The organism is Sphingobacterium pedocola (assembly GCF_015209965.1).
GTDB lineage: Bacteria > Bacteroidota > Bacteroidia > Sphingobacteriales > Sphingobacteriaceae > Sphingobacterium > Sphingobacterium pedocola.
Genome location: NZ_MU158690.1, coordinates 647,515 through 667,204, shown reverse-complemented (window position 1 = coordinate 667,204; position 19,690 = coordinate 647,515). Strand labels below are relative to the sequence as shown.

Genomic DNA, 19,690 nt, shown 5'->3' with positions numbered 1-19,690 from the left:
CCTATCGTCGGAATGACAAATTTTTATTTTACATTATATATCAAAAGGCAAATACCAATTCTTCATATCCATTAGCTTCGTTCGAACTTGACCTGCCTTCGGGTTATTTGCCTTTAACAGCTTTTCATATACTTTATCTGCCAAGAATGCTGGGTCATTACGACGGCGCGCGATACGTGTAAGATCAGACCATCGCTCACCCTCAAAGGCCAATTCCAAAGCGGATTCTTCGATAATCTTATCTTCCAGCTCTTCGATACCTACCTCAAATGCCGACATCACCAAACCATAACCACCTGCCGTACCTGTAGAAAAACTGATACCATCAAATAGCAGATACGGCATCATAGCCCGGCTACGCACACCGATATTACGGTACCAGACTCCACGCACAAGGCTCGCATTGTCCCGTGCATCGAAATAATAGGGCGATGAAGTCGGGTAAGTCCTCCTGTTCTCGCCAAAGCCTTCGTGCGTGATCTGCGATTCCAATTCGAAGAAGTTGGCCGGAGCCATACCACCCTGGCTGTTGAATGCGCCGTAGTAAAAGGTAGTCTTGATACCATTGTTCAACAAGGCATAAGCTACACGGCCATGTCCGTCACGGTTGGCGGCTTCAGAAAAACGCAAATGTGCGCCAGCAGCGCGATAGATGTTCCACTGCCCTCCTTTGTTTAGCAGGCTCAACGGTTCTTCGGAATTGTCCGTCAGTTTTGTGATAACCGGCTCCTCATCTAAGGTGAGTTCGTAAGACATCTTGCCCCTAGCATCCCATGGCACACCATTGGTCAGCGTTTGTGCATCCCAGAGATCCATCACTTTTTGTGAAGGTCGGATCTGGTATTTACCGCCCTTAGTGGCCAATTCTACAAAAGGATTACCGGGTGCAAAGGAATTGCTATACGGGATGGACCAATTCCACTCCGTAAACCAATGCCTGTTGGTATTTGCCAAGGCAAATAAGCTACGCCAGCCTGCCGAAACCGAATTAACCAATGAAGCGCCCTCTTGACTTTTGCCAAAGGACACCTGGATATTGGCATCCGAACTATCAAACCAACCTACTCGGTTAGTGTTATAAAGGAACCGTATTTCAGGGTTCGCATCTTCTGCCGATAGTACTTTCTTGTACCAGTACGCCGCCTGATAATAATTTCCTTTCCAGAGGTACAGCTCACCCAGCACATGTGGTTTACTGATAAAAATCTTACGTGTAGCCCTTCCATCAGTCGTAAAGACCATACTTGATTCTTCCGGATAGGCATAATATTCCAGATATGGTAAATCCTTGGTATCGGTAATCAGCGCCTCGATCAATTGGTCGAAAGAAAGTTTAGGCTGTTCGCCTAAGAACTGTAGTTCATCTACATTCTCGATCGCATCCTTAATATAAGGGATCTGTCCGAAGTGAATACCGAGCTGCAAATATAACCAGGTTCGCAATACTGCTATATCCGAATAGCGTTCAGCAAATTCTTCCTGTGACATTTTACTTTCATCGGCCATGATCTGAAAATTCTTCAACACATCGTTGCAATTAAAGATGACCTTATAGAACGCAGTAGGATCTGTATATGGATTATCCGTTGTGACATCGTGATCCGAAATTTGCTGCAAATAAGGATCTGCATTGATTGTAATGTCCATCAAATCTGCTCGCAGCTCATTCCATAATATATATTGCTTGCCCAGGCCAGCGACCTGGCCGTAGATCCCAAATACCGCAGCATCTGCATCGGCCACTGTATTATATACCTTCGATTTATCCAGTCTATCCTCTGGTAGGATTTCCAATGTCTTTTTACATGACGATAAAGCTCCTATGCAGGCACATATCGTCAGTACTACTATTTGTTTATTTAATTTCCACATACTCCTATTTTTATAATCCGATACGGAGACCTAATTGAACTGACTTATATATTGGCTCTAACGTCACATCTACTCCTTGATGGAAGATATCCGCAGACGACGCAAACTCGGGATCATAGCCCAAATATTTGCTCCAGGTAAACAGGTTATTCGCCGTACCATAGATCCTGACATATTTTATGATCTGCTTGTTTACGGGGAAGTTATACTCCAAAGATACCTGACGTAACCGAAGGTAGGAGCCATCCTCTATCCATCTGTCTGAGAAACGTGCATTGCCCATCGGGTCGCCATACGCGGCCTTTGGCACATTGGTTACCTGGCCTTCCGTACGCCAGCGTCCTTGCAATAGTTCGGTCTGATTGTAGTAAGTACTACCTGACTCCAACTGCGCACGGGTATAGTTGTAGATATCATTGCCGACACTAAACGTAAATAACGCACCGAATTTCCAGTTCTTGTAGCTAATGGTATTATTCAACCCTCCAAATAAATCGGGAATGGGGTTACCCAGTATAAAACGATCGCTTTCATCGATGATCCCATCGCGATTCTTATCTACAAACCGGGCATCTCCCGCGTTGAAAGGAACCTTTTCGCCTGCGATATCCAAAATCCCGAGGTCTGCCGCTTGCGCCTCCGCTTCTGTACTGTATACGCCATCAAATTTATAGCCGTAGAAAGAGTTGGCTGGAGATCCTTTTTCGGTAATGAAGGTAGCTCCGGCATAAGATGTAAAGGAAGTCTCGGGCAAGGATACCATTTCATTCTGATACGTACCCAATGTTAGCCCGGCATCCCATTTCACCGCACGATCTACCACACGCCCAAAGATATTGAGATCGACGCCACGGTTACGCATGGAGCCATTATTGTACAAATAATACGCTACACCAGCCAATGCATTACCTCTATTGTAGACAAGCATATCGCGCGTTGTATGTTGATACACATCGACGCTCACATTCAATCTCTCCTGAAAAAAAGAAACATCCAGCCCTGCATTAAGCTTTTCTACGCTCTCCCATTTAAGGTAAGGGTTAGCCAGTCCTTCCCGTACGAGCCCTTGCACACCCAGAAAATTCTGTGATATATAATTCTGCCTTGCAGCGTAGTTTCCGACATCATCATTCCCTACAACCCCATAATTGACACGCATCTTTAACAGGTTAACGCTAGCGTTGCTCTTTAGAAAATCCTCGTTCGAAAGAATCCAAGCCGCTCCCACTGCTGGAAAAATACCGAAGGCTTTGTCGTCTATCTTTATACTCGATTTGACTTTATCACCAAACCTAGAGGATCCGTCCACGCCTACAGAACCATTGAAGATATATTTATTTTTGAGGGTGAGGCTCCCCAAGGCATATGTGGTCAAGCTGTTCCATGAACCGATGTGACCTCCATACACACGGGATGCGGCAGTAGAATTCCCAATGCTTACCAACTGGTCTGTAGCCGAGTTAAATCCTAACGCATAATCCTGCTCGGCATCGTGGTTGTGGTAACGAAAACCTGCCGCTGCCTGTAGTTGGCTACTGTTCCCGAGATCTTTGCTAAAGTTTAAACGAATATCGTTGGAAATACCAAAGTAACGTGCAACCTGCGTACCGAGACGGCTGAATACTTCCATATTGTTTACGGTATCACGCGCAATGCCCTTCTTTGGCACAAAAAAATCTTCCTGTGCCTTGTCGTAGGTCACGGCTAGGAGATTCGTCAGGTTAAACTGCTCATTGAATTTATAATCAAAAACAACAGAACCGAGGAATCGATACGATTTTTTGTTGTTGATTCCATTATGGATAATTTGCAGGGGATTACTGATATTAAGTATATCTGCCTCGGCATAGATCGGCGAAACACCTCCGTCTGCAGATACCTCATTCGGGTGCATAAAAGGCGCCTTAACCAAGGAGAGAAAAATAGGGTTTGTCTTGGGCGAAAGTCCTTGATCCTTCAAGTTCTGCTGTCCATATCCCATGGAGATATTTGTCTGCGCCGTCAATTTTTTGGTAATTTCCATATCACCATTGAAGCGGGCCGTGTATTTCTCGGAATTCGTATTGTCGATGATTCCTTTTTCATTGTTATACCCCACGGAAAGTGCATACTTTGCAATATTGTCTCCTCCGGTTACTTTCAAATAATAGTTCTGATCTTGACTTCCTTTAAACACTTCCTTTTGCCAGTCGGTTTCGTTGTGATACCGCGCATACTCTTCAAAGTTTCTGTCATCATTGTTGAACGGCATCCCACCAATCTCCTCGCCTGAAAGCGACGTAGTGGCTAACACATCATTTAGATAGCTTCTATATGCATAAGCTGCCATCGTAGGCAAAGCTTTTGGTGTGAAGTTCATACCTGTGGTGGCTTGAAAATCAATCTTTGTAGCTAGCTCTTTGGCATGGTTCGTATTAATCACCACCACCCCGTTGGCCGCACGTGCTCCATATATCGACGCTGAAACCGCATCTTTAAGGATCGTAATATCCTGAATATCGCGTACATCTATGTTTTGCAGCGGATTGTTTTCATGGCCCGTTGTAATCGACGGACTGTGAATTTCCGAGGCATATACCACGCCGTCGATAATATATAAGGGTTGGTTATTGGTGTACAAGGAATTGTAATTCCGAATCATGACATTCGCCCCCATCGTAGGAGTTCCGGATTTACGGACGACAGAAACGCCTGATAATTTTCCCTGCAGGTAGCTATCCAGGGTTTCAGAGTTCTGTTCCCATGCATTTATATCATATTTCGCAATGGCTCCCGCGGTGTTCATTAGGCTATTCGATCCAAAGACTGTCGTCGTTTGCTTATAAAACGAAGGGTAACTTGCGGGATATATCACGACTTCCATAGGTCGGTCAAATAACACCGGTATCTGTTTAGCGGTATAACCATCCATTGAGACTTCGACCAAAGCATCTTCCTCTGGGAGCTCAAGCTCAAATCGTCCCCGGTTATCCGTTATCTTGGCAGTGGTAGTTCCATAGGTAACCCTCGCTCCTGCTATCGGCTCTCCGGAACGGCTATCAATGACTGTACCGCTTACCTTGACAAGATTAGCCTGCTGTGCCAAAACCTGTTGATCAGTAACCTGATCCGTTTGACTATATATCTTTCCTCCTGCAACAGTGGTCAGGAAAAGAAATGTCCCTAGCTTAATTAATTTATTCTTATTAATCATCATTTAGTTTGGTTATGGTAATATCGGAACAAAACGTAAATACTCTAATATAATCGGGCCTGTGCCATTGGACATGACCAATAAAGGTAATCTACCGAATTCGTCCTGGATGACTTCTCCTAGATACACTTCATCGTGATTGCGCGGCTCGACCGTAAAGGTCATTCGGGTATCATTCACGTCTTGATTGTTTACGACAGGACGCTTATAGAGATCTACCTCATTCGCAGATACCAATGTCGGATCAAAGAAATGTACATATTGCGTAAATGCTGTGACCTGGGGATCACCGGCGAGACCCATTATCGCACGACCATACACCTTATACTTTACAACATTCAGGTTATTTGCTCTGTATTTCGCATAGAACGCGGTAACCTTATGGTCGTATATCTGGATGTCATCGTACAGTTCCCCATTCAGGTCACGTTTATTTCTATAGTATGTATTTCCTGCCTTATCGTTCTGTTTGAAGCCTACAGGCTGTATCCCCAGGACCTTAATCTCCTTAATCTGATCGGCAAGTGCTACATTCAGTTTTTTTACGCGATATACCCGGCCATTGCTGGTCTTGTGCGTCGAAATAACATCAGCCGCATCCACCCGAAATTTCGTTCCAGAAACAGCGAGTAACTCGGCATCTAGATCTTCCGCACCGAGCTCTCCTTCGACAATGAGATCACTTAACAGGGCTCTCTTGGTAAAGAATGTCGTGGTACTATCGGGACGCACTCCATCTTCGGCATAACTGGTGGAATGGTAAGGCCTCAATTTGTTATATTCCTCACTATAGTACTCGTCATCCAGCACGAAATAGGTAATCTTTTTATCCTCGCGCGTCATATGCTGACGTGTCTGGGTAAACCAAAGCGAATTGATACGCAGGATGCGCGTTCCATCTGCATTGACAGTGATTACGGTATCAAACGAGCTAACGGCCTTCACTTGCTCTAGTTCCGAAAAGTTTATCATGACGAAATCGAAAACACTTTGCAAGGGCTTAAGCGCCGCAGGTACGACATGATAGATACCATTACCTGCTGTTAAATTTTGAGATGTAGGCACGACTTCATCGAAAGCACCTCGCGTGAATTCCACATATTTATTGCGAAAATTCTTTGCTTTTACAGTATCTGTTGCCTCATTGACACTGTAGATCGAATTAATGATATGGTAGCCAACAAAACTGCGCAAAACAGTAGAATCGTTAAAATTATCATAATTCGACCTGACCGCTTCAACGGCTTCATTTGTTGGAATAATCAGTGTATAGTTTTTAGATGCTTTCAGATCCTCCGCATAGCCCGATCGTTCCAATAGGTCCGCAAAAGCAGAAAACTGCGCATTGTCATTCACGACCTCATACAAACTTTGCTGTGCATCGCCGCTTCCGATATGATCTGCCCACTTGTCTGAACAGGAAGATATACCTAGGCACAATAATAAACCGATAATATAATTACTTGATAATATTTTCATTGCATTTGAATTGCTAAATTATTGTGGTCTGTAAAATAGTTCGCCAGGAATAGGATAGAATCTTGGATAGATCTGCTCTACATCATCTGCCGGTATGAACTGGATCATATCCAGATACGTATTAAATTTCTGTCCCCATGATGTACCCAGCCCTTCTAGACGAATAATATGCCGATCGGTGGTCTCGACTTCAATGGTGCCCGCAAGACGCCCTACATTAACATCCGAGTACGTACCCGACATCGCTTTGGTACCGATATGACCATTGGGGTTGTAATCATTCACTGTGGCCATATAGCGTTTGTAGCCTTGCGCCAGCATCAGGTTATCCGCATTAGGTTGTCCACGATCAGCATTCGATATGCCAGATGCCGAAAGTGTCTGATTAAAGAACACGACGTTAGGAAGTATCTGCTCATCTGCTTTTTCAGGATTGAAAGTTACCTGCATCGGTACACCATTGCCGTTCTGCGCGTAACAGATCCACACCTTATACCGGCCTTTGACCAGATACGGGGTCTTCAGTTCAATCCATGTAACCCTGTTTGCTGTACCGGGGCCTACTGAAAGATCTAAGAAATCTCCATTGGCGTATGGTCGCACGTTGGTCAGATCACCATAATAACGATACACATTATCGGCCATAGTCAAGTAATCATGTCGGTCGAAGCGGAAGGAATTGGCAATGGGCACGCCGTTGGCGACTAGCGTCATTAATCCTCCGGCATTCCCGTAAGCGCCTCCTAGTGCATTTCTTAATTCGGACGAGCTGGCTACATCAAAATACACAGGAGTCTGTTGACGCACTTTGATACTGATGCCCTGACCACTTTCGTGCAGTACACCATTGGAAGCCAAGACATCACTGTTTACCCGTAAAAGCTCTGCTCCCGGTTCAATCACGCCGTTGAACTCATCGTCATTCAGCAAGACCTTGCCGGCCTGTAGTTTCGTGCTAATAATCTCTTTTGGCGCAAGCGTATAGATACTTGAGGCCGAAATAATATCTTCGAGAAACAATCCGCTATTGCTGATATGATAAGCAACAAACAACCAAAGGCTGTCGGCACGGTTTTTAGGATCACCGGTCTGGGAATATTTTTCCTTCAACTGTGCAAAGTCCATAATACCCTGCTCCTGAAAAACGGCGTCGGACTCGACAATCACCGTCTGAAAGCGCTTTGATGCAGGGATTTCCATCCCTCTTTCATAATACAAAGTATCGTAAAATCCAGTCGCCTTGAGTGCCTCGGTAAAGATAGCGTATCCGGAATTTGATTCCACCAGTTCGGCAAGGCTCAACGGAGGAGGCACCAATACATGGTCAATGCCATGTACCCAGCCATTGCCACACAAGATATTTGCCCTATTCACGAAGGCAGCCTTATTTACCCGAAATACGCCATCCTGTACATCGGTGTATAAGAATTCGCCGAAGAGAGAAGGTGTCTTGATCTTTCCATCTGTAAAACGGAGGGTATTAATCGTATCGCGAACCACGTGGTATCTAACAAAATTCAGTAATTCATCTTCCGAAAAATCATCCAACGAATTCTTTCCATTTTCCTTGATCCAAGCACTGACACTCGCATTATCTGGTGCGAACAACGTATAGGTTCCATAAGCACCCAGATAGCCCGCTGTCTTCGACCGGTACAGAATATCCGACAACAGGGAATAGGTCTCGGGATTGTTATCCAGATAACCGGTAATATTTACGTCTTCTGTTGTCGTTTCCCGAAAATTAATCTTTTGACAGGCTTGGATGCAACATACGACTGCTACGCATAGCAGCCCATAGCCCCAATTCTTTTTCAATTTCGTTTTCATAGCGCTGTTACTTTAGGTAAAATGGATTTTGTTTCAATAAAGGGTCTTTGCTCAATTCATCTTCGGATATCGGTAGGTAATGGCTATCTCTTTGTCTTATTTTATTGATAGCCGACTGCTGCACGGTTACATCGGCCGTCTTCCCTACCATCGCAGTTAATATATCAATATTTGCATAGTCATCCCTGCGTGCAAAGCGGAGCAGGTCAAACCAACGCTTGCCTTCAAAGGCAAACTCCCGTGCACGCTCGGCTAATATAAACCGACCGATACCGCCGTTATCATCGTTACCCAGTTCGGGTGCTGTGGCAGCCAATGCCCGTCGCTTCAGTCTCAGGTCGTCCATAATAGTCAACGCTTCTTCTCCTCTGCCGAGTTCATTGATCGCCTCGGCTTTGATTAGCATTATATCGGAAATACGGTAAATCTGAAAACTTGAATACAGGTTCTCCTCTGTACCATATTTCATAATCAGCCCACCAGAACTGTATATAAAAGACTCGCCCCGTGGATCTCTTAAATTCGGATCTACATCCGTATTTGGCACAAAGACATCCTCTTTAATCAGCATGGTGTTGGCTGCAAATGGAGGGGAAAGAGTTAGCAGTAAAGACAGGATATTTGGAGTCGATTCCCGGTGACTGATCTCAAAGATAGTCTCCGCGGTGCCCCCCTGAAAGATAGGAAGTATGGCTCCCTCTGTCAGCTGATACCGATTGGTGGTCAAAATTTTATCTGCTTCAATTTCAGCTTGTGCGTAATCACTGTTCCACAGGTACACATCGGCTAATAGCGCTGTTACGGCCGGTTTCGTAATCCGTCCTTTATTTACCGGGCTTTCGGGCACATATACGCCGATCAATTCGGACTCTTCGGGTTGTATATGATAATCTGGCACTAAATTTTGAGCTTCTTTGAGATCGGCTATCAACTGCCGAATGGTCTCCGCTTCCGTTACTTGTGCCGTTGGTGTCAATACATCGCTGTCCCGAAAAGAGCCTTTCAGTTTTAACGGAATATCCCGAAATGTACGCACGAGATAAAAGTATAGCAAGCTCCGGATCGCTAGGGCTTCACCCACATAGGTGTTATATGCCGCATCGGTAAATGTTGGATCAGTAGCCTTGGCGTCTTTGGCGAAATCAATCAATAAATTACAATCATTGATCGTACTGTATACAGCTCCCCACGCAGCTACACTATTCGTACTCAATATATTCACATTTTTCACGAAACGAAAGTCATCAGAGCCCAGCGGCGTGACTTCGATCATGTCGGCACGCAACTCGCCCCAAAGAAAAATACGTTGCTCTACAAGACCTGCATTTAAGGAAGAATAAATACCATACAATGCAGCCCGTACATCCTCCTTCGTCTGCCAAAACTCCCCTTTGGTAATCCCGTCCTGTGGCTGTAAGTCCAACCATTTTGAACAGGAAGGTAAGCTCGCCAAACATGCGAACGCGAGCAAAGCCTGATATATTTTTTTTCTTGTCATCTTTTTAAAATCTAGCAGTTATACCTAATGTTACGGTTTTTAAAGGCGGCGTCATGGAATTGTCGATCAGTGTCGAAAATGCGTCTCTAATCCGTACACCTACATCGGGATCCTGACCTGTATAGCGTGTCAACGTGAAGAGATTCTCCACCGTGACGTAAGCTCCTAAGCTCCCTATCCGGATTCTATCCAAAAATTCTCTACCAAAATCGTATTTTAAGGTCAGCGAGCGCAGACGTATAAACGAGGCGTCTTCTACATATCGGCTGGAACCTAGCGAGTTATACCCCGTCCCATAGACAGCTCTTGGAATATCAGTAACATCCCCCGGATTGCGCCAACGCCGTAATACAGCGGTACTTTGGTTGTCGAAACCCAACATGTCTGTCGTATTCATTTTCGTTCCATTGATAATATCTAACCCTTGGCGATAGTTAAAAAAGGAACTTAACTTCCATCGTTGATTATAACTAACCGAAAAACCGAAACCACCTGTCAATTTTGGATTGCTGTTACCAAGGTAAATTACGTCCTTCTCGTTTATCACACCGTCATTATTAATATCGTCGTACATGGCATCTCCCGGTTGGAACACATAATCTACTGTCGGATAATTGAAGCGCATATAGATCTCTTCCCCATCTGGACTCACGATATTGTTTCCACGAGCGTCTTTGGCAATGGTAGCTTCCTGATCCTTATATACCCCGAGGTAACGGAAACCGTAGAATGAACCAAAAGGATTGTCTTCTTGAAAATAGGTAAAAAATGCCTTATTGGTCAAGGAATTTTTAGCACTTTCCCGAGGATATAACGGTGATATCTCACGTATCACATTGGTATTATGTGCGATATTGAAATTAACATTGACATTCCACTTGCTATTGCGTACCGGAAAATAATTTATACTGGCTTCCCAACCGTCATTGTCCATAGTGCCCACATTCATACTAAGCTCGCTAAACCCATTATAGGTGGCCACCTGTATTTTATCCATCATTAGATCAGTGGTTCTTCGACGATAAATCTCTCCACCTAATGTGAGCCGGTAATCAAACAACTCAACATCCAGTCCTAGATTTGATTGGGTCACTGTTTCCCACTTCAGATTTGCCAATTCGATATTGGAGGTTCCAACGCCATTTTCGCCTAAATAAGCATAATCATACGATCTATAAATATTGATATAGGAATAATCATTACGTGGAGCATTCCCACTTTTCCCCCAGCTGGCCCGCAACTTAATTTGGTCTATTTCTTTGATGTCCTTCAAGAATTTTTCTTCGCCTATATGCCAAGCTCCTGATACCGCTGGAAAAACACCGTATCGATTGGCTGGGCCAAATTTTGAATTGCCGTCCATACGCACACTTCCGGCAAGGATATACCGATTTTTAAACACATAGTTTCCCTGTGCCATGACACCCATGGAACGTGATTCCCCAATGGAAGAAGTGGCTTCTCCAGTTAATGTACGCGACGGAATACTCGGATCCTGTAGAAAGGAGGAGGCAGTATTCGTTGATTTCAAACCTTGTAATGTACGACGGGACTCTGTCGACTGCAACGACGCATTTACAGTAAGCAAATGGTCTTCACCTAGGGTTGGTGTGTATAACAAGTTCGTCTTGGTATTCATCGAGAACTGATCGAAATCTGAGTCGGAGGCCATGTTGACCGTGTTCTCTGTAAAAGGTCTACCTGTTGCAGACTGTGGTAAAAATGTCTTGGTCTTATTGTTATTGATGCTCAAAGACAACGCTGTATTGAATTCTAAAACATTCGGAATCAATTTATACCGGATATTAAAGCGTGGACTTAGTATATCCCCCCATTGCTGGTTTACTCCATTTGTTAACATGGCTAAGGGATTGTACGTACCGTTGTAAGTCGAATTCTGATTTCTTGGGAGAGCATTAAATGTACCCTGTGCTGTACTGATTGGCGTAAATAGATTTCCGGTAGAACGTCCGTATTCGTCAAATTCCCAAATACTTTGATTAGCCATCTTACGGTAAGCAACATCACGTACTCTAGAGTGGTATTGTCCATCTACTAAAGTATGCGTGTAGGCTACATCCGACTGGAAAGTAATCCGTTCGGAAACCACATAATCCAGATTTACCCGAGCGGTAAGACGATTGGTTGCGGTTCCGATGGTTGTTCCTTCCTGATTAAAATAACCCAATGATGCTAAATAACGGGCTTTCTCTCCACCACCACGAATCTGTATGTTATGATCCTGAAAGTAGCCGAGTTGGGTAATCGACTTCACCCAATCCGTATTGTTGCTAAAGTTATGATAGGTATACGGATTATTGGGATCGTATTGAAATTGTTCGGAACTGGCAGATCCGGCAAATACGCGTCCTGCATTGTAAAATTCTTCCATAACCAATGTCGTATACTGGTCTCCGCTCAATAACGGTATTGGGCTAGGTTGCTTAGAAAACGAGCCCTTAAATGTATAATTTAGGGAAGGTGGGCCCGAGGCACCGCGTTTTGTATTAATAACCAACACGCCATTTGCAGCACGAGAGCCCCAAACTGCGGTTGCCTGTGCATCTTTCAGTACGGATATATCCTGGATATCGGAAGGTGCTAAATTTAACAACTGTCCATATGCGTTATCGTCTGAAGTCGCAAAATCGAAATCGTCTGGAATCGTAATATCGTAAGGCATACCATCTAGGACGATCAGGGGATCGGTGGCGCCGTTAAGCGAAGATGTACCGCGTATACGGATTTGCATCCCCGCTCCCGGGTCTCCGGAGACGGTACTGATATCCACCCCTGGCAAACGACCTTGCAACGCCTGATCTATCGAAGCCGATTGCAGTTCTTCTAATTCTTTCATATTGATGGTTGCGACCGATGCGGTATTCCTGAATTTGGAAAGCCCCATACCCGTACCATCATCGACTGATCCTTTTGCACTGATCACAACCTCTTCTATATCTGCCGTCGCGGATTCTATTGCAATATTGATCGAGGTGCGGGATCCGACGGCCACTGGACGTGAGCTTTTATATCCTGTATAAGAGACCATGATCCGCAAATTTGGTTGTCTCACGCGCAATACATAGTTTCCGGTCACATCGGTCATGGTGGATGATATGGTCCGGTTGTCTTGGTCTACCAGGATGACCGTGGCATTTATAACCCCCTCGCCAGTTGCCAGATCACTCACCTTTCCTGTCAACAGGGGCTCGTTTTGCGCCTGCACCTGATGTACGGCAATCAACAAGCCTATAATAATAAATAATCTAAAAATCTTCATCATAATTATGGTCTGGTTAAATTCCATTTTGCAAATAACCGTTTAAAGAGTGAACTAAAAGGCGTTGTCCCAATCTATTGCTATTAGTTACATCGGCCGATGTAACTTGATTGGCATTGTCACGTATTTGCAAACTATTCGTTTGATTTTGGGTGATGGTTATGCTAAGGATCGTTCCTTCTATATCTTTGCATAAGGTCTCAAAAGCACCCGTTTTCTTACCGTCGATAGCAAAGGTATTGCGTACAATATGATATTGTATAAAACGCTTTGTCTTTTCAATATCAAGAACCGAGGTAGGATTGGGCACCGCAGGCAGATCACCATTTGCGATAGCTTCGTCAATAGCTTCGTTGTTGGGAATAACGAGCGTATAATTTAAGCCTAATTCGACGCCTTTGATCACCCCATCGGATTCGGACCACATATCCGTATTTTTTAGGTAGCTGAAAAATCTAAAATACGGAGACGTAGCTTCCTCAGCGCCCAGCGATTTTAAAAAATTTCCGGCATGAACCTCAGAAGAAAGCATTGCTCGTGCGCTATAAACAGCAATACCATTCAAAGGCCCCGATAACGCGGTACCAATGTTGGTCGAATCAATCCGAACGCGCTGTTCATTTGCTGTCGTTTGTGTCAACGTACCACTGGAAGATAATCTATTGTTGTCATAGATGAGGTATTCTCCACTAAATGCTTCCAAAAGTCCCGAACCACTTAGATCTGGAATCGGATAGTTTTCTAAAGGGATGATCTGATTTTGGATCACCTCACGCATCTTTGGTGTACCAGGCGCTCCGTTATAACGGATTGGATCGGTGGTATTGTACGGATCGTATTCAAAACCTATTCTATTCAGTTCCAGATCAGATACCATCACCAACATATAGCGTAATGTTGGAATTTTTAGTGTAAGGTTCAGGCCAAATCGCTCCAAGGCCGTCTGCATCAGATTATATTTCGGATCCAACAATACATTTCCATACACCGACTGAAATACGTTGGCACTCTGACAAGCATCAACTCCATAAAAAGCACCATTGCTAAGCATTTTAGCTTCTTTGATATTGGCCCTGGAAATTTTAGGTGCTTCGTTCAAACTATTTCGCTCTGTGTCGAATCGCGATGGCCATAACTGAGTCTGATAGAAATGTGAATTGATAAATTCCACCAATATGGAACTGTTACTATAAAAAACGTCTTGAATGGTTGTACCTGAAGGGTAATATTTTAACAACACCCGCTTGCTGAAATCACGTACGGCTTCATTGGTTGGTACGGTAACCGAATTGTTGTTGACTTGGGCATCGTTAAAGTCTTCTTTGGCGTAGTTCTCGTTATTCAATGACATTCCCAATGCAGTATAACCTTTGGTAAAAACACTGTCCTTTCTACCACTCAACACCGCGTAGCGCTGCGATACATTCTGATTATAGCTATACGTTGCAAAAAAGTCCAGTATTTCCTTGAATGCGCTATATTGTTCCTTTCCACGGAGATACTGATCTATACTTTGCTCTGGCGCCAAGACTTTATCGACGACATGTATATAACCATTTTCAGCGATAATATTATGTCGTTTTGGATCAATCTGTGCGCCACCTATATTCAGTCCGGTATATTGTGACTCGGGGTAAAAGACATTGTAGTCTGCCGCACCTAAGCCTCTGGTATCCATATAAGCATTAAAAAAATAGGTCAGGTGTTTATTATTGTTGTCCGTGGCTACGTAACCCGCATCGGGTTGTCGGTTGGTCGACACGATCATTCGGGTTTTCCCGTCAGTGGTGGTCTCCTCTTCCACGAAATCGTAATACACGGCACGACGTCGATACGCGAAGCCGGGAAGCCAACCTTGCTGTGAAAAATAGTCGTTTAGCTTTTCGACCCTTTCTCCATCATAGGCCATCGACATCCGTACTATTTTTTCCGCTAAGGTCTTATTGATATCATCAAGACTGCCGATGCCCTGCTCGTCCATGAACTGGGCAAATGCGACATCTGTTGGTGCAAAAACGGTCCACGACCCTGCAGAGCCTAAGGTATTGGTATAGCCAGCAAGTTCGATACAATACAGGAAACTTTTAAAATCGCCCATGGAGTCTAACTGCTGATAGATAGGGCTCGCCAACCACTCCGGGCGGCCATAATACTCATCAAAGGCCGCTTTTCGACAGCCTACACATGTAAGGACAAATACTATACAATAAAGTTGTAATCGGTAAAAACTCATAAAATAAGCTTTATAGGTTTATTAATTATTAAAAAATTTCGCTCAATGCGCTATCTATTCGTTCTTTTATTTTTTTGGTTAGCTATCATACTTCGTAAAATCAGGTCGTCGGTTAAAATGTTAATCGGCACAATTGCTATTGTTTCATCAATATTACAAAAGGTTACCGGTTTCAGCAACCTGCGCTATCCTGAATTATTCCTCAAAAAACACCTTATTTCAACGATGAAATTGGATTAAAGGAGGTTAATTTTAGATCCCTTTGAAAAATGATAACTTAGGGATATTTCATGTGTACCATTACGGGCACCAGCCATAGTTGTCCTTCCAACTCCAAATCCATAACCGTAACCGAATTTCAGCTTATCATTGAGCGCAAAACTGGCCATCCCACCAAACTCTTTACTGCTGTTATAATTAACGCCGATTCCTAACTTCCGATTAAAGTACGCCGTGGCGGAGAAATTCCCTAGCATCTCGCTATTATCCATCCATGACAACCAGGTACCAGCTTTTATATGCATGCCATCGTCTATTGCAAAAAGGTAAGCAGCTATTGCGGAGTAGTTTTCCCGGAAGACTTCCACTTCCTTAAATTCACCGGTACCAAAACGAGGTAATGTCACACCGACATAGAATTGCTCTGGTCTATAATACATAAAGGAAAGATTTAGGCTACCCACTTTTTCATTGATATCCTCCCGCAGAGACACATCACTCTGTTCGAGTGATGCGAATCTAACATTGTAGAACCGTACGCCCAAGCCTACCGTAGCCCCGATATAATCATTGTCTGATAGACGGATGGAATGTCCATAAAATGCATTGGCCTCGGTGTATTTTTCGGGACCGATTTTATCAAACAGAACGCTAAATCCGAGAGAAGACCGTTCACTTTTTGTTTTAAAGTGGCCACCGACAAGCATAGTAACAGGACCTCCGTCTATCCCCATCCATTGCTTACGCCCGATACTATACAGCTTGCCCTGTTCGGCGGAAAGGGTGTACGCTGGATTGACCTGCTCAGGATGTTGCTGGTACTGTAAATAGGAGCCAAGTTGTTGTTGGGCATTGACCTCTAGTAACAGTAAATTTATCATAAGTACCGTACATAATATACGGCTTAAATATCCTATATATTTCATATGTATATAATTTGCTTTTTTTCTGCCATATGGAATATCCAAACTATATTCATTCGTGTTTGTGCAGCCTGTGCGACATGGATATTTCATTGGAATATAATTTTCATTATTACTTAATTTATTAGCTGTATTCATCGGTGCTTCGCGATTACCGTTTTAAGTAAAACCATCCGTTCTGATGTACTTTTTTGCCCTCTTGGATCCATTCCAGTTTGAAGAAATAGGTTCCGTCATTCAATAAATTACCGGATGCGTCCCTACCTTCAAACACGCGATCGACGTTATTGTACCCATCTAAATGGAACAATTGCTGACCCTGACGATTAAATATACGGAAGGTATTTTCTGGATACCTTTGAATTTCGCGCACAATCAATACGTCATTATCTCCATCTCCGTTTGGTGTGATCACTTTTACGACCTCCATTGCGGGCATCGCTAATATTTCGAGTTGCTGAACAACGGGATCTGCAGCCGACCAAAGGGCGTTACCCTCCTGTTGTGCCACTATTTCCGCTCTACCTTCTTCAAGCACAAGAATCTCATTGCTCACTATCGTAGCCAAGGCGGGATCTTGTGTCTGGAATGTAACCGGTAGCTCAGAACTGCTCTCTGCTACTGGAGCAAACGGTTTGTCGCCCACGGTCAACGTTGGAAGTGGTTCGAAGCTGATTGTCTGAACGCCCTTATTTATGACAAGCGGTTTGGTTACCGCATCTGCAGGTTCCCAAGCAACATTTCCGCTCTGCGTAGCGGTTATATTAACCGAGCCTACACCGACAAAATTTAGGCGCTGTCCTTCAACTGTTACTACATTGGGATTGTCGCTCGTATATTTCACCATCAATCCAGACGTTGCAGTTGCCTGCGGTAATAATTGCTTTATATTATAGGTACTTTCACCTAAAGCTGGAAAATCTATTTCCTGTTGCTTCTTCACCAATTCAACCAATTCGACATTCGGCGCTTCTTGAGGCTGCATGTCTGCACCCAGATAGAAACTAGGGTGTGGTGGCTGGTTATACGATGAGTTCTGCCACGCAATCGCAACCCGATACTGTGGGTCGTGCATTAATGTATATAGCTTATGGTCTGTTGGTATCGCAGTGGAAAACAACAACAATTCCTTACTGTCTTCTGTGCGGAAAATTACTTCCTCGCGCCAGTCTCCTAAGAGATCCGCACTTAATCCCGGCGTTGCTTTCGTACTATTGTTGGATACCACATTGTAAGGACTAAAATCCACTGCTCTTTTTTGCGTATTTGTTAAATAATCCCATTTATAGATTGATGTACCATCTAATAATTCACGCAATAAATCACCATCCCACCAGATACCAAAGTTCATCGAACTAGGGTGTGTAGTAGCAACCTGCAAACCACTGACGTTGTACAGTCCACCAGCCGCGCTCCACATTTCATAACCCTTATAACGCGGGTCAATATCTGCTGCCATGGCACGTCCGATATCTCTGCTCGCTTCTACCTTTACAATACTTTCATTCGTTCTGGCGTCTCTTAGTAAAATCGCCGCGTCCCCGTAGGTACTTACCGACTCATGCGGCTGCCAGATCATTTGATTCGGTTTATCGGGATCCATCCGGCTCACATGCAATGCATCAGCATGGCCTCTACCGGTATTCGAGTAACGTTTACCATTATCATTGATGATGGAAGCGCCATTGATGATCTCGTCTTTTCCGTCGTTGTCCACATCGGCGACCGACATCTGGTGGTTACCAGAATGTTCGTAAGATTCGTTTCCTCTGTCATTGGTATCAAACACCCATCTTTGCGTAAGCTTACCATCTCGCCAATCCCAGGCTGCACGTACCATACGTGTATAATACCCGCGACCGAATACCATACTTGGACGTTGCCCATCCAAATAAGCTACAGCAGCAACAAAACGGTCAACGCGGTTTCCATAGCCATCTCCCCAATCGGCCACGCGTCCCCTTTCTGGAACATAGTCAACTGATGCCATGGCTCTGCCGGTAGCACCTTCAAATATGGTCAGGTATTCAGGACCCGTAAGGATAAAACCACTCGGTTCTCTATAATCTGCACTTCCGTCACCGATGACGACACCCGTACCATCTACCGTACCATCGGATGTACGCATTGCCAATTCAGCTTTGCCATCACCATCAAAATCGTATACCAAGAACTGGGTATAATGTGCTCCGGCACGGACATTGATACCCATATCGATACGCCATAGTTTGGTACCGTCTAACTTGTAGGCATCAAAATAGACTTTACCACGTTGTCCATTTCCGTTATCTCCGGTTAATGTAGGTTCCCATTTTACGATCACCTCATATTCACCATCGCCATCTAAATCACCCACACTCAAGTCATTCGCTGTATGTGTATAGGGGCTACCATTCTGTGATACACCTGTAGGAGGCATATCCAACGGAATTGACAAGAACCCTTGCGTCCAAACTGTAGCTTCATAAGAGGATTCTCCTTCGTCCTCGCCTATAACGGGCACCACAATATATTTGCCATTCTCAGTAGTTTGATCCCTGTAATTTGTTGAATTGATAATCGGTTCTGTATTCAATTTAATCCCGTCTCGGTAAACATTGAATCCTAAATCCATGGATTCGTTACCCAATAGTCGCCAGCTGACCAATACGTTATCTTTGCCTCCACGAACAGCCACAAGACCTCTGTCCAATGCCTCCACTTGTTTTGGCGTTGTCACAACTTCCTCGGCATCCGGATCGGTCTCTGGTTCAGGTTCTTCATCCGGAATAGACATATCAGGGATTAAATGATAACGTTGAATAACAGGCGTCACTGTCCCTCCCGAGTTGGCTTTCGTATAAATAATATACGGTTTACCATTTGGCGATAAACTCATCGACAGGCGGGAACCGGCATCCACAATACTACTAGTGGGCTGCCCCAAAGTCCGGAAACTTCCTGTAGTCAATGGGCTCGCTGAAGAAATAGATGCAATCTTGTCCTTTGCTAAGTGATAGACATAAATATTGGCCCAGCTTTCCAGATGGGCTATGGTCACATTGCCCGCAACATCTACCACGACCTGTTCACTCACCGAGCTATTATGGGAAGCCATTAGCAAACTGGTCCACGATGGCGATTCGATAGGTGAATAGACCAAATAAGGTCTACTACTTGCTCC

At 44.2% G+C, this 19,690-nt stretch carries 9 protein-coding genes; all 9 read right to left on the bottom strand.

The genetic code is table 11. The annotated features are described in order from the left end of the window. Positions 1-33: 33 nt before the first annotated feature. Entirely contained in the window at positions 34-1,872 is a 1,839-nt protein-coding gene (locus C4F40_RS12900; RefSeq protein WP_196939798.1) for a RagB/SusD family nutrient uptake outer membrane protein, read from the bottom strand. 10 nt (positions 1,873-1,882) lie between these two features. Next, complete coding sequence (locus C4F40_RS12895) at positions 1,883-5,068, bottom strand: SusC/RagA family TonB-linked outer membrane protein (protein WP_196939797.1); 3,186 nt, start codon at positions 5,066-5,068, stop codon at positions 1,883-1,885. Between the two features lie 9 nt (positions 5,069-5,077). Next, entirely contained in the window at positions 5,078-6,544 is a 1,467-nt protein-coding gene (locus C4F40_RS12890) for a fasciclin domain-containing protein (RefSeq protein WP_196939796.1), read from the bottom strand. An 18-nt stretch (positions 6,545-6,562) separates the two neighbouring features. After that, positions 6,563-8,374, bottom strand: coding sequence for a fasciclin domain-containing protein (locus C4F40_RS12885; protein ID WP_196939795.1), 1,812 nt, complete (start codon positions 8,372-8,374; stop codon positions 6,563-6,565). Positions 8,375-8,381: 7 nt separating this feature from the next. Next, positions 8,382-9,872: a RagB/SusD family nutrient uptake outer membrane protein gene (locus C4F40_RS12880; RefSeq protein ID WP_196939794.1), complete on the bottom strand. Its 1,491-nt coding sequence runs from the start codon at positions 9,870-9,872 to the stop codon at positions 8,382-8,384. Positions 9,873-9,876: 4 nt separating this feature from the next. After that, a complete protein-coding gene (locus C4F40_RS12875; RefSeq protein WP_196939793.1) occupies positions 9,877-13,155 on the bottom strand; it encodes a SusC/RagA family TonB-linked outer membrane protein in 3,279 nt (1,092 codons plus the stop codon). Between the two features lie 13 nt (positions 13,156-13,168). Then, a complete protein-coding gene (locus C4F40_RS12870; protein ID WP_196939792.1) occupies positions 13,169-15,385 on the bottom strand; it encodes a fasciclin domain-containing protein in 2,217 nt (738 codons plus the stop codon). A gap of 236 nt (positions 15,386-15,621) precedes the next feature. Then, a complete protein-coding gene (locus C4F40_RS12865) occupies positions 15,622-16,530 on the bottom strand; it encodes a PorP/SprF family type IX secretion system membrane protein (RefSeq protein WP_262894822.1) in 909 nt (302 codons plus the stop codon). Positions 16,531-16,678: 148 nt separating this feature from the next. Further along, on the bottom strand, positions 16,679-19,690 hold a 3,012-nt coding region (locus C4F40_RS12860), incomplete at its 5' end, for a rhamnogalacturonan lyase family protein (RefSeq protein WP_196939790.1).

Bases quoted from the DNA above. Each gene is read 5' to 3' on its own strand.
- C4F40_RS12900 (WP_196939798.1), bottom strand. From the start codon at position 1,872: ATGTGGAAATTAAATAAACAAATAGTAGTACTGACGATATGTGCCTGC.
- C4F40_RS12895 (WP_196939797.1), bottom strand. From the start codon at position 5,068: ATGATGATTAATAAGAATAAATTAATTAAGCTAGGGACATTTCTTTTC.
- C4F40_RS12890 (WP_196939796.1), bottom strand. From the start codon at position 6,544: ATGAAAATATTATCAAGTAATTATATTATCGGTTTATTATTGTGCCTA.
- C4F40_RS12885 (WP_196939795.1), bottom strand. From the start codon at position 8,374: ATGAAAACGAAATTGAAAAAGAATTGGGGCTATGGGCTGCTATGCGTA.
- C4F40_RS12880 (WP_196939794.1), bottom strand. From the start codon at position 9,872: ATGACAAGAAAAAAAATATATCAGGCTTTGCTCGCGTTCGCATGTTTG.
- C4F40_RS12875 (WP_196939793.1), bottom strand. From the start codon at position 13,155: ATGATGAAGATTTTTAGATTATTTATTATTATAGGCTTGTTGATTGCC.
- C4F40_RS12870 (WP_196939792.1), bottom strand. From the start codon at position 15,385: ATGAGTTTTTACCGATTACAACTTTATTGTATAGTATTTGTCCTTACA.
- C4F40_RS12865 (WP_262894822.1), bottom strand. From the start codon at position 16,530: ATGAAATATATAGGATATTTAAGCCGTATATTATGTACGGTACTTATG.